This window comes from Clostridium sp. MCC328, from assembly GCF_018785465.1.
Lineage (GTDB): Bacteria > Bacillota > Clostridia > Lachnospirales > Lachnospiraceae > Pilosibacter > Pilosibacter fragilis.
The window spans coordinates 43,413-55,194 of sequence record NZ_WQPW01000064.1 but is presented as its reverse complement, the minus strand read 5'-3'; the positions used below and the strand labels follow the sequence as shown (position 1 = coordinate 55,194).

11 protein-coding genes are annotated in these 11,782 nt (G+C 50.6%); 2 read left to right on the top strand and 9 right to left on the bottom strand.

All coding sequences use genetic code 11. From position 1 onward, the window contains the following. Positions 1-273: 273 nt before the first annotated feature. A complete protein-coding gene (gene tyrS / locus GPK83_RS10190; RefSeq protein ID WP_215704710.1) occupies positions 274-1,497 on the bottom strand; it encodes a tyrosine--tRNA ligase in 1,224 nt (407 codons plus the stop codon). 627 nt (positions 1,498-2,124) lie between these two features. Here tyrS and uraA point away from each other — a divergent pair. Next, positions 2,125-3,378 carry a uracil permease gene (uraA, locus tag GPK83_RS10185; protein WP_215704709.1) on the top strand — a complete coding sequence of 418 codons (1,254 nt, stop codon included), beginning with the start codon at positions 2,125-2,127 and terminating at the stop codon, positions 3,376-3,378. A gap of 327 nt (positions 3,379-3,705) precedes the next feature. Then, complete coding sequence (locus GPK83_RS10180; protein ID WP_118531088.1) at positions 3,706-4,968, top strand: M20/M25/M40 family metallo-hydrolase; 1,263 nt, start codon at positions 3,706-3,708, stop codon at positions 4,966-4,968. 136 nt (positions 4,969-5,104) lie between these two features. Here GPK83_RS10180 and atpC read toward each other — a convergent pair whose 3' ends face one another. The 8 genes from atpC to atpB all read right to left on the bottom strand — a co-directional run bounded on the left by atpC (position 5,105) and on the right by atpB (position 11,748). Beyond that, positions 5,105-5,509, bottom strand: coding sequence for an ATP synthase F1 subunit epsilon (gene atpC, locus GPK83_RS10175; RefSeq protein ID WP_015553059.1), 405 nt, complete (start codon positions 5,507-5,509; stop codon positions 5,105-5,107). An 11-nt stretch (positions 5,510-5,520) separates the two neighbouring features. Further along, positions 5,521-6,912, bottom strand: a complete 1,392-nt coding sequence (atpD, locus tag GPK83_RS10170) for a F0F1 ATP synthase subunit beta (RefSeq protein WP_021904594.1) — start codon at positions 6,910-6,912, stop codon at positions 5,521-5,523. Positions 6,913-7,074: 162 nt separating this feature from the next. Beyond that, positions 7,075-7,950 carry an ATP synthase F1 subunit gamma gene (gene atpG / locus GPK83_RS10165; protein WP_215704708.1) on the bottom strand — a complete coding sequence of 292 codons (876 nt, stop codon included), beginning with the start codon at positions 7,948-7,950 and terminating at the stop codon, positions 7,075-7,077. A gap of 15 nt (positions 7,951-7,965) precedes the next feature. Beyond that, positions 7,966-9,468, bottom strand: a complete 1,503-nt coding sequence (atpA, locus tag GPK83_RS10160; protein WP_021904592.1) for a F0F1 ATP synthase subunit alpha — start codon at positions 9,466-9,468, stop codon at positions 7,966-7,968. Positions 9,469-9,566: 98 nt separating this feature from the next. Then, positions 9,567-10,115: an ATP synthase F1 subunit delta gene (gene atpH, locus GPK83_RS10155; protein WP_015553055.1), complete on the bottom strand. Its 549-nt coding sequence runs from the start codon at positions 10,113-10,115 to the stop codon at positions 9,567-9,569. Further along, a complete protein-coding gene (gene atpF, locus GPK83_RS10150; protein WP_021904590.1) occupies positions 10,103-10,618 on the bottom strand; it encodes a F0F1 ATP synthase subunit B in 516 nt (171 codons plus the stop codon). Before atpF ends, atpH begins: the two co-directional genes overlap by 13 nt. A 69-nt stretch (positions 10,619-10,687) precedes the next feature. Further along, the gene (atpE, locus tag GPK83_RS10145) at positions 10,688-10,942 is read right to left on the bottom strand and encodes an ATP synthase F0 subunit C (protein WP_015553054.1); all 255 of its coding nucleotides are present in this window, start codon (positions 10,940-10,942) and stop codon (positions 10,688-10,690) included. Between the two features lie 113 nt (positions 10,943-11,055). After that, the gene (atpB, locus tag GPK83_RS10140) at positions 11,056-11,748 is read right to left on the bottom strand and encodes a F0F1 ATP synthase subunit A (RefSeq protein ID WP_015553053.1); all 693 of its coding nucleotides are present in this window, start codon (positions 11,746-11,748) and stop codon (positions 11,056-11,058) included. Positions 11,749-11,782 lie beyond the last annotated feature (34 nt).

The following is an 11,782-nucleotide window of genomic DNA, read 5'->3' as shown; positions in this document are numbered from 1 at the left end:
CACTGTAACAGGATTTTGCCGATGCTTCGCATTCCGAATCGGCAAAATCCGCGGTCATAACGGTATCATACGGAATTTTCGTTACAGTTCAGCCATGCGCTGGTTTGAATGAGAAAGTGTGTTGCAAGCTTGCTTGCATAAGCACTTTTCATCCAAATCAGCATATGGTGGAACCACCAAGCTTCTTGTTTTCATGAATATGAAAACAAGAAGATGTAATGGCTGAACTGTAACGAATTTTCAGTTCAGAAAATTCCTACCCATGAAAAGTAACTATTTAACTACAACGCGTCTGAAATTCTTCTTACCGCGCTTTACAACGATTCCTTCACCGGAAAGCTGCTCTTTCGTGTATACAGCCTTAATATCCTTCACGATCTCACCGTCTACGGAAACACCGCCCTGCTCTACGTTTCTTCTCGCCTCAGAACGTGACGCGCAGAGGCCGGATTTCTGTACGATGGAAAGGAGGTCGATCGAACCATCAGAAAGATCCGCGTCGGAAAGCTCTGCTGTCGGCATCTCTGCCGCAGCGCCGCCTGCGAATAATGCACGTGCGCTCTCCTGTGCTTTCTTTGCTTCCTCCTCGCCGTGAACAAGGCTTGTGAGCTCGTATGCGAGGATCTCCTTCGCCTGATTTAACTGGCTGCCTTCCCATTTGTCCATCTCATCGATCTGCTCAAGCGGAAGGAATGTGAGCATCCGCAGGCACTTTAATACGTCTGCGTCGCCGACGTTTCTCCAGTACTGGTAGAACTCAAACGGAGTCGTCTTATTCGGATCCAGCCATACAGCGCCGGACTGGGTCTTACCCATCTTCTTGCCCTCAGAGTTTAAGAGCAGTGTGATCGTCATTGCATGAGCGTCTTTTCCGAGTTTTCTTCTGATAAGCTCTGTACCGCCGAGCATGTTGCTCCACTGGTCATCGCCGCCGAACTGCATATTACAGCCGTATCTCTGGAACAGCTCGTAGAAGTCGTAGCTCTGCATCAGCATGTAGTTGAACTCTAAGAAGCTTAAGCCCTTCTCCATTCTCTGCTTATAGCACTCCGCGCGGAGCATGTTGTTGACGGAGAAGTGCGGTCCGATCTCTCTTAAGAAATCGATGTAGTTTAAGTTCATAAGCCATTCCGCGTTGTTTACCATCATGGCTTTTCCTTCGGAGAAGTCGATGAAACGGCTCATCTGCTTCTTGAAGCAGTCACAGTTGTGCTGGATCGTCTCAACCGTCATCATGGTTCTCATATCGGAACGTCCGGACGGATCGCCGACCATGCCTGTGCCGCCGCCGATCAGCGCGATCGGCTTGTTTCCTGCCATCTGTAAACGTTTCATTAAGCAGAGTGCCATGAAATGTCCGACATGAAGGCTGTCCGCGGTCGGGTCAAAGCCGATGTAGAATACGGCCCTTCCCTCGTTTACCATTTTACGGATCTCTTCTTCGTTTGTGACCTGCGCGATCAAGCCGCGGGCCTGTAACTCTTCGTAAACTCCCATTTTGTTTACTCCTTTTCTGTAATTTTCTGCGGATGTTCGTTTCTTCCGCCTGTGTTGGTCTTTATATGAAGACCTGCTATCCGGACGAAGCGAAAAAAAGCCCCGTCCCTTGTTTCCCAAAAGGACGAGGCATACGCTCGTGTTACCACCTGATGTTCCCGAAACGCTCGCACGCTCCGGCTCATGGAGTCCTCATCATAAAAGACCCCGGCATTTCTAACGGGTGCCAGTTCCGTCACAGCCTACTCGCGTTCCGCCGGAATATCCGGTTTCCTCTTTCGGTGTGCAGCTCCGGGATGTATTCAGAAAAAGAAGTCCGCGCGCCTCTCATCCACCGGCAGCTTTCTGTGCGGAGCAGGTCATTTCCCTACTTGTTCCCTTCATCGCTTTTCCATTATATACCGCATGCTTTAACGCGGCTATATGGGTCATTATATGGAGATTCCAAAGCTTTGTCAAGAGCGGAAGCCCTGAAATTCGTTAACTTCATATCCTTTCCTGCAATTTCCCCCTGATTTTTCTGGACAAATAACAGGAATGTGATAGAATAGAAAAAATGCCTGAAACCGGGAACGTCCGGCGCAGGCGCAAGTACTAAAAAACCAATTATTCTCAAGGAGGTCCCGTATGGAAAGCCATAAGATCATTCAGGTGGACGAAAAGGTTCCCTTTAACCTTCTGATCCCCCTGAGCATCCAGCACATGTTCGCCATGTTCGGCGCATCCGTTCTCGTTCCGTTCTTATTCGGAATCAATCCCGCGATCGTTCTTTTCATGAACGGTGTCGGAACTCTCATGTTTATCTTTATCACAAAGGGAAAAGCTCCCGCCTATCTCGGTTCCAGTTTCGCATTTCTCGCCCCGGCCGGCATCGTGATCGCAAAATTCGGTTATGAATATGCCCTCGGCGGATTCGTTGCCGTCGGTTTCGTCGGATGTATCCTCGCATTCATCATTTATAAGATCGGATATAAATGGATCGACGTCGTTCTCCCGCCTGCTGCCATGGGGCCGGTCGTAGCCCTGATCGGATTGGAGCTCTCTTCCAGCGCGGCAAGCAATGCGGGACTCTTAGACGAGACCATTGATCCGAAGAATCTGATCGTGTTCCTCGTGACACTTGGCTTTGCCGTTTTCGGTTCTGTCCTGTTCCGGGGATTTTTATCTGTCATCCCGATCCTGATCGCCGTGATCGCGGGATATGTCGCTGCCGTTGCATGCGGAATCGTTGATTTCTCTGCGGTTGCCGCTGCCCCGATCTTTGCGATCCCGAACTTCACCGCTCCAAAATTTAATATGGAAGCGATCATGATCATCATGCCGGTCATCCTGGTCATCACCTCCGAGCATATCGGACATCAAGTTGTAACAAGTAAGATCGTCGGCCGCGACCTCTTAAAGGATCCGGGACTTCACCGCAGCATCTTCGGTGACAACTTCTCCACCATGGTCTCCGGACTCATCGGTTCCGTACCGACGACCACCTACGGTGAGAACATCGGCGTTATGGCTGTCACAAAGGTTTACAGTGTTCAGGTCATCGCCGGAGCAGCCGTGATCTCGATCATCTGCTCCTTTATCGGAAAGTTATCGACTCTGATCCAGACGATCCCGGGTCCGGTCATCGGCGGAATCTCCTTCCTGCTCTACGGTATGATCGGAACCTCCGGTCTCCGTATTCTGGTCGACTCCAAGGTCGACTACGGCAAAAACAGGAATCAGGCCCTGACTGCCGTGATCTTTGTAACCGGCCTCTCCGGGATCAAGGTGAATTTCGGCAATGTGCAGCTCACAGGTATGGTCCTTGCATGTGTTGTCGGCATGATCTTAAGCCTGATCTTCTATATTTTTGATAAGATGAAGCTTACAAATGATCAGTAAAAGTAACTAAGTGTAACCATCTGGAATAAAACGTAAACTTGCAGGTTCTGCTCCGGTATGCGGTTCATCTCCGCTATCGTTTCAGAACCTGCTTTTTATTTTTTCTACAGCCTGTCCCGCACACATTTCCCCGTCCTTTTTATTTTTTACTCCCGGCTCATTCAAACCGATACTTTTTTTCTGCCCTCTTTTCCCTTTTGTTATCTGACGATATTTCCTATATAAACTATACTTACAGAATTATTAGTTTTCTCTGTTTTATTTACAAATTTTCTTTTTCGCGCTATGATATTTCTATCATATACAAATCGAAAGGATGGTTCCCACATGAAAGAAGCGATTCAGACACTTATAACGTCCGACAAGATGGCTCACGCCTTCGAATACCTGAAACAGGATGAAGCGCACACCATCGACCAGCAGATCGAGCTTGTTCAGATCTCCTCCTTCAGCCCATTTGAGGAGAAGCGCGCGATCCGTTTTAAAGAGCTTCTGACCGAGGCAGGTCTCGATCCGGTGATGGACGAGGTCCACAACGTGTACGCCCATATCCATGGAACCGGAAACGGTCCGACTCTCTATGTCTCCGCTCATCTGGACACTGTATTCCCGCCGGAAACTCCGCTCCCGGTGAAACGCGAAGGAACAAAGATCTACGCACCCGGAATCGGCGATGATACCCGCGGACTGGCTGAGATCCTTACGCTGGCAAGAGCCATCAAAGAATCCGGCTTAAAACCGGTCGGAGATATCATTATCGGCGGCAACGTCGGTGAGGAAGGTCTCGGAGACCTCCGCGGCATGCGCCACTTCTTCTCGAAAAACGCTGATAAGGTTGACGGTTTTATCTCCGTTGACGGTGCAGGCTGCCTGATCTGCCACGGCGGCACCGGAAGCCACCGCTACGAGGTAACCTTCCGCGGACCGGGGGGACATTCCTTCGGCGCCTTCGGTCTTGTAAACCCGATCTTTGCCATGGGGCGCGCCATCTCCTATATCTCTGAGCTCCGCACCCCGAGAGAACCGAAGACTACCTTCTCCGTCGGTGTCGTAAACGGCGGAACCTCCATCAATGCCATCGCGTATGAGTGCTCCATGCTTGTCGATATCCGTTCCAACGGCTTAAAGGAGCTTGAAGAGCTTGATGCAAAGCTTCAGGAGTGCATCAAACGTGCAGTTGAGGATGAAAATAACCGTTGGGAAACCGAGCGTTCCTACGAAGAATCTAAGGACAGCTTCGATCACAACGGACGTATCACAGTGGACGTAAAACAGATCGGAAACCGTCCGGCAGGAAGCCAGCCGAAGGACTGTGAGATCGTGAGCGCCACAGCCTCTGCGTTCCAGGCATGCGGCGAAGATGTAGAATTCGAAAGCGCAGGAAGTACCGATGCAAATATCCCGATCAGCCTCGGAATCCCTGCGATCTGCGTCGGTGGAGGCGGAAAAGGCGGTGCCTGCCATTCTGTTGACGAGTGGTATGACAGCAAAGACGCCTATAAGGGATCTCAGAGAGTCCTTGCGGCGATCTTCGCGCTTGTGGGACTCGATGGAGTAAGTGAGCCGCTGCTTTCCAGGCGGAAAAAATAAGCTCCGCGCCAAAATACCTTTTGTCTCCAACATCATAAAATAAAACAGCATGCCGGAAAGTCTCTTGTAAGTCCTGCTTACAAGCGTTCTTCCCGACATGCTGTTTTATTTTCCACTGCGTTTCACAGTTCTATCTTTAGTTTCCATCCACCAGCGACAGTCTCACCAGCGCCCGCTTCAAAGCGGCTTCAGCGCGGTCAATATCGGTCTGTGGATTTTTTTCCGCCAGACGTCTCTCTGCGCGGATCCTGGCTTCATTGGCTCTCTTGCCATCGATGTTTTCCGGCCACTCGCAGGCTTCTGCGAGGATCGTCACCTTCTCCGGCAGGATCTGTAAAAATCCGGAAAGCAACGCCGCTTTTTTCACGCCGTCTGCCCCGTGGATCTTAAGAACGCCCGGTGCAACCGCGACGACCATCGGGATATGCTTCGGATAGATTCCGGCTTCCCCGTCTGCCGTGTTGAGCTCCACCATCGAAACCTCTCCGTCGAAAAACGCCTCATCCGGCGTAACGATCTGAAGTCTCATCATTTCCGCCATGTCCACACCCCCTATTTCACGCGGGCGAGAACATCATCAATATTTCCTGCGTTGAGGAACAGATTCTCCGGAATATCGTCATGTTTGCCTTCGAGGATCTCCTTGAAGCCCTGGATCGTCTCGGAAAGCGGAACATAGCGGCCTTCCAGACCGGTAAACTGTCCGGCTACGAAGAACGGCTGGGATAAGAATCTCTGGATCTTTCTCGCACGGGATACGGTAAGCTTATCTTCCTCGGAAAGCTCATCCATACCGAGCATTGCGATAATATCCTGAAGTTCTTTATATCTCTGCAGCACTTCCTGTACGCCGCGGGCAACCTTATAATGCTCCTCACCAACAATACGCGGATCAAGGATACGGGACGTAGACTCAAGCGGATCTACAGCCGGATAAATACCAAGCTCTACGATGGAACGGCTGAGTACGGTCGTCGCGTCCAGATGGGTAAAGGTATTTGCCGGAGCCGGGTCTGTTAAGTCATCGGCCGGAACGTAAACTGCCTGCACAGACGTGATGGAACCGTTCTTTGTGGAGGTGATCCGCTCCTGGAGGGCACCCATCTCTGTCTGTAAAGTCGGCTGGTAACCTACGGCTGACGGCATACGTCCGAGCAGCGCTGATACCTCGGAACCAGCCTGACTGAAACGGAAGATATTGTCGATGAATAACAGCACATCTTTTCCGCCTTCGTCACGGAAATATTCTGCCATGGTAAGACCGGTAAGGCCCACACGCATACGGGATCCCGGCGGTTCGTTCATCTGGCCGAACACCATGGTCGTCTTATTGATAACGCCCGAATCGGACATCTCATAGTAAAGGTCATTTCCCTCACGGGTACGCTCGCCAACGCCTGTAAATACGGAATATCCGCCGTGCTCTGTCGCAATATTTCGGATCAGCTCCTGGATAAGGACGGTCTTACCTACACCGGCACCGCCGAACAGACCAATCTTTCCACCTTTCTGGTACGGGCAGAGGAGGTCAACGACCTTGATACCTGTCTCAAGGATCTCTGTCTCTGTGGACTGTTCCTCAAAGCTCGGGGCTTTGCGGTGGATCGGGAGCTTTTTCTCCGTCTTCGGAGCTTCTTTATTGTCGATCGGCTGTCCCAGAACATTGAAAATTCTTCCAAGTGTCTGCTCACCGACCGGCACCATGATCGGTCCGCCGGTCGCTACGGCATCCATGCCGCGGACAAGACCGTCGGTGGGACCGAGAGCGATGCATCTTACCGTATCATCACCGAGATGCTGGGCAACCTCAACCGTGAGGACCCCGCCATCCTTTGTGGTGATCTCAATGGCGTCATTGATCTCAGGCAGCCCGCCCTGGGGAAATTTGATATCCAGAACGGCACTGATGACCTGAGTAATTTTACCAATGTTTTTCTCTGCCATCTCACTTCTCCTTGTCTCTATCATAACTATTCAGCCACTCAGGCCAGCGGTAAAAATCTATCCCAGCACATCATGCCGACTGATTTCTGTCTCCTGTATGCTGTCTATTACCTCCAGCACCGCAAGTATGCAAGTCTGCCAAATAATTACTCATATTTCTTTTTAACCATCGATGGCATTCGCGCCCGCGATGATCTCTGTCAACTCCTGAGTGATGGATCCCTGACGCGCACGGTTGTACTGCAGCGACAGTTTTCCGATCATCTCTTCCGCGTTGTTCGTCGCCGAATCCATTGCAGTCATTCGCGCGCCGTTCTCACTGGCAACGGCCTCTAAGAATGCCCCGTAGATCAGGCTGCTCACATACTTCGGAATAATTGCATCCAGAACTTCGTCCTCGTCCGGCTCATAGTTCATAATGAAAAGATCCGGCTTTTCTTCTTTTACTTCGCCCTTTGGCCCTGCTGCCGCAAGATCCACCGGCAGAAGCTTTAAGAACGTCGGGATCTGGCTTACGGTATTTTTGAACGCCGTGTATGCCAGATAGATCTCTCCGATCTCATTCTTCTCAAACATGGCTAAAAGCTCTTTTGAGATCTGCTGCGCGTCGGAGTAGAGCGGCTCGTCGATCACATCGGAGTAATCCGCTTTGATCTCATAGCCTTTCCTTGCGAGTCCGTCGCGTCCTTTCCGCCCGATCGCGAAGATGAGGGCGTCCTCTTTCGGGATCCCGCTCTCCGTCACGAGACGGATGATGTTGGAGTTATATCCGCCGGCAAGTCCGCGATTGGAAGAAACGACAATAACTGCCTTTTTCTTCGAATCCCCGCTCTTTAAATAGCGGTGCCGGATCCCGGTGGATTTCTTCAGCATCTCCTGGATCGTCTGGTACATCAGATTGAAGTACAGTCTCGAATTTTCCGCCTTCGTTCTGGATTTCTGGAGTTTTACAGTGGCAACAAGTTTCATGGCTTTGGTAATCTGCTCGGTACTCTCAATACTGGATTTCCTTCGTTTAATATCTCTCATGGTTGCCATGATACATCACCTGCCTTATCTTGCTGCCTTGCACTCTTCAATAGCTTTTTTCAGCAATTCTTCAGTCTCCGGTGTCATCTGCTTCGCCTCGCGGATGCTTGCCGGGATCTCCGGATACTTTGTATCGATAAACTTAAACAGCTCTTTCTCAAAATCAAGAACCTGATTTGTCGGAATATCGAGGAGATATTTCTTCGTCGCCGCGTAGATAATGATGACCTGATACTCGACCGGCATCGGCTGATACTGCGGCTGCTTTAAAACTTCACGGATGCGTTCGCCCTGGGCAAGCTGTTCCTTTGTGCTGGCGTCAAGCTCGGAACCGAACTGGGCGAAGGAAGCGAGCTCGCGGTACTGGGCAAGCTCCACACGGATCGGGGCAGCGATCTTCTTCATCGCCTTGATCTGTGCCGCGCCACCAACTCGGGATACAGAAAGACCCGCGTTGATCGCCGGACGGAAACCGGAGTTGAACATCTCGGTCTCTAAGTAGATCTGTCCGTCTGTGATGGAGATGACGTTTGTCGGAATGTAGGCCGATACGTCACCCGCCTGCGTCTCGATAATTGGAAGTGCGGTAAGGGAACCGCCGCCAAGGTCATCGGAAAGTCTGGACGCGCGCTCCAACAGTCTGGAATGCAGATAGAAAACATCGCCCGGATATGCCTCACGTCCCGGCGGTCTCTTAAGAAGCAGGGACAGGGTACGGTACGCCGCCGCATGCTTACTTAAGTCATCGTAAACGACAAGCACATCCTCGCCGTTCTCCATCCACTCTTCACCGATTGCGCAGCCGGAATACGGGGCAATATACTGTAACGGGGCAAGGTCAGAAGCTGTGGATACGACAAGTGTCGTGTAATCCATCGCGCCAAACTCCTCAAGAGTTTTCACGATTGTCGCAACTGTTGATGCTTTCTGTCCAATTGCAACATAAATGCAGTGAACTCCCTGTCCCTTCTGGTTAATAATCGTATCGATCGCGATCGCCGTCTTACCAGTCTGACGGTCGCCGATAATAAGCTCACGCTGTCCGCGTCCGATCGGAACCATGGCATCGATCGCCTTGATACCTGTCTGAAGCGGGGTATCTACGGATTTTCTCTCGATAACACCGTGGGCAACACGCTCGATCTTTCTGAATTTATCCGTAAGGATCGGACCTTTTCCATCGATAGGCTGTCCTAAGGCATTCACGACACGTCCTGTCATGGCATCGCCCACAGGAACCTCAACGACACGTCCTGTCGTCTTTACGGTGTCTCCCTCACTGATGCTTGAGGAATCACCGAGCAGAACCGCTCCGACGTTGTCCTCCTCAAGGTTTAACACCATGCCGTAAACCTCTCCCGGAAATTCCAGAAGTTCTCCCTGCATGGCATTCTCAAGACCGTGGATTCGTGTAATGCCGTCCGCTACCTGGATGACAGTACCCACGTCAGAGACTTCCAGCTTCGTCGAATATCTTTCGATCTGCTCTTTGATGACCGAGCTGATCTCTTCTGGTTTTAAATTCATTTGAGGTCTGCACCTTCTTTCTTTTCCATTTCATCACGTAACTGTTCAGTATTATTTCTGCTGCCGGACTGCTGTTTCCGGTCCCGGATCCGCCGGGATCACGCCAGCTGCAGCTTCATTAAGTCTCTCCGGATCTCACCGAGTCTTGTCCTGATGCTGCTGTCCACCACACGGTCACCGATCCTGATCACGAGTCCGCCGAGGATCGCAGGATCGACGCTATAGGTAACTTCCAGACTCACAAAAGCTGTGGTCTCCAAAAGCTTCGCCTCCGTATGGGCCTTCTGCTCCGCGGAGAGCTCCACCGCGCTTGTGACAGTTACGATACCGATCTTTTTATATTCCTTTACACGATTCACAAAATAGTCGAGGATCTTCGGGAGTTCCTTCTGCCGTCCCTTTTCGATCACGGTCTCAAGAAATCCCATCAGGTCATCGGAAACTCTTCCTTTAAAGATATTTTCCACGACCTTTAACTTCTCTTCTTTTATGATCTGCGGATGGTTCAAAAATTGTACAAGGTCTGCATTCTCCATGAGGATCGTCTGCAGTGACTGTACTTCCTCATATACGGGCGACAGCATATCCCGCTCCATGGCAGCTTCAAACAGCGCGTCGCCGTAGACCTTTGACACTAACTTTGCCATGTGCTCTCACCCATTTCCTTTAAAGTCTCCTCGATCAGGGAATCCTGGATCTTTACATCCATGGAAGCGGCAACCGCCTTCTCTGCCATCAGGGACGCAATGGAAACGATCTCCGTCTTCATGTCCTCAAGCGCTTTCTTCTTCTCCAGCTCGATCTCCCGGTTTGCCCGGTCAACGATGCGGTTTGCTTCCTCTCTCGCTTCCGCTAAGATATCAGCTTCCTGCTTTTTCGCTTTTTTCCTCGCTGCGTCGAGAATTTCCTGCGCCTCTTTGTCGATGGACTTTATTTTATCCTCATACTCTGCTTTCAGCGCGAGCGCATCTTCGCGGCTTGTCTTTGCCGTTTCCAGATCACCCGCGATCCGTTTTCTTCTTTTTTCCAGTACTTCACGCGCCGGATTAAAGAGGAAATACGACATTACAAAGAACAGGATAAAAATATTGATTCCCGTGATCACAATGTCGTTGATCCATTGAGGGTCAAAATTTATTAACCGTTCCAAGGTCTCATCTCGCCTCCTTTACAAACTTCCGCGCATACCCGGAAGTTTTTTCCTGTTCCCATATCCGGATCAACCGAACGGCTTAACGAACATAAGGATAATGGCAACAACAAGACCATAAAGACCGGTCGTCTCGGCAACGGCCTGTCCAAGAAGCATGGTCGATGTAATATCAGATTTCGCGCCCGGGTTGCGGCCGACTGCAGATGCGCCGAAACCAGCGGCGATACCCTGTCCAACACCAGGTCCGATACCGGCGATCATCGCGATACCGGCGCCGATTGCTGAGCAAGCATGGATCAAATCCTGTCCTGTAATATTCATAGATAAAACCTCCTGTAAAAAAATTTTATAGCTGTCATTCGCAGCTACAGGCAAAATCCTTTCCGATCGACTGCGTCGATGGGGTCCTGCCTTCCCTGTTCTGCCCTGCGTTCCTACAGTTTATCATTTACATAGACCATAGTCAGCATGCAGAATACGTATGTCTGGATACATCCGGAAAACAGGTCGCAATACACATGAAGTGCGGCCGGAATACCGATTTTTAATAAGACCGGCATCATTCCGTACCAGAGACCCATGATAATAACTCCGGACAGCATGTTCGCGAACAGACGAAGGGAGATCGAAATCGGATTCGCAAATTCACCGATCAGATTGATCGGGAACAGCACCGGGAGAGGTTGAAACAGTCCCGTAAAGTGTCCGACACCATGATTTTTGATTCCCTGGTACTGTACGATCGCAAACGTGACCAGACCAAGAAGGAACGTAACACCAAAGTCGGCAGTAACCGTTCTCAGGCCGAACAGACCACTCAGGTTGCAGAACAGAATAAACAGAAAAATCGTTCCGATATAGTTCGCAAACCGGTTCGCTGAACTGCCAAGAATCCCCGTGGTCATATTTTCCAGCATTTCCATACCGAATTCGATGATATTCTGGAATGTTCCAGGTACATCCGTCGCATGTTTTAATGCACGGTTCGCGGCTATCACCAGAATCAGCAGAACGATCGTAACGATCGTCATTCCGACCGTTGTTGTCGTCAGCCAGAGTTCATGACCGAAGAGATGGTATTTCACGATCCCGTGGATCATGAAATCAGCACCACTGCCACCACTCATTCTTTTTCCTCCTTTCCTTAAGACTCATGAAAGA

Excerpts from the sequence above, each read along its gene's own strand:
- tyrS (WP_215704710.1), bottom strand. The coding sequence starts at position 1,497 with ATGGGAGTTTACGAAGAGTTACAGGCCCGCGGCTTGATCGCGCAGGTC.
- uraA (WP_215704709.1), top strand. The coding sequence starts at position 2,125 with ATGGAAAGCCATAAGATCATTCAGGTGGACGAAAAGGTTCCCTTTAAC.
- GPK83_RS10180 (WP_118531088.1), top strand. The coding sequence starts at position 3,706 with ATGAAAGAAGCGATTCAGACACTTATAACGTCCGACAAGATGGCTCAC.
- atpC (WP_015553059.1), bottom strand. The coding sequence starts at position 5,509 with ATGGCGGAAATGATGAGACTTCAGATCGTTACGCCGGATGAGGCGTTT.
- atpD (WP_021904594.1), bottom strand. The coding sequence starts at position 6,912 with ATGGCAGAGAAAAACATTGGTAAAATTACTCAGGTCATCAGTGCCGTT.
- atpG (WP_215704708.1), bottom strand. The coding sequence starts at position 7,950 with ATGGCAACCATGAGAGATATTAAACGAAGGAAATCCAGTATTGAGAGT.
- atpA (WP_021904592.1), bottom strand. The coding sequence starts at position 9,468 with ATGAATTTAAAACCAGAAGAGATCAGCTCGGTCATCAAAGAGCAGATC.
- atpH (WP_015553055.1), bottom strand. The coding sequence starts at position 10,115 with ATGGCAAAGTTAGTGTCAAAGGTCTACGGCGACGCGCTGTTTGAAGCT.
- atpE (WP_015553054.1), bottom strand. The coding sequence starts at position 10,942 with ATGAATATTACAGGACAGGATTTGATCCATGCTTGCTCAGCAATCGGC.
- atpB (WP_015553053.1), bottom strand. The coding sequence starts at position 11,748 with ATGAGTGGTGGCAGTGGTGCTGATTTCATGATCCACGGGATCGTGAAA.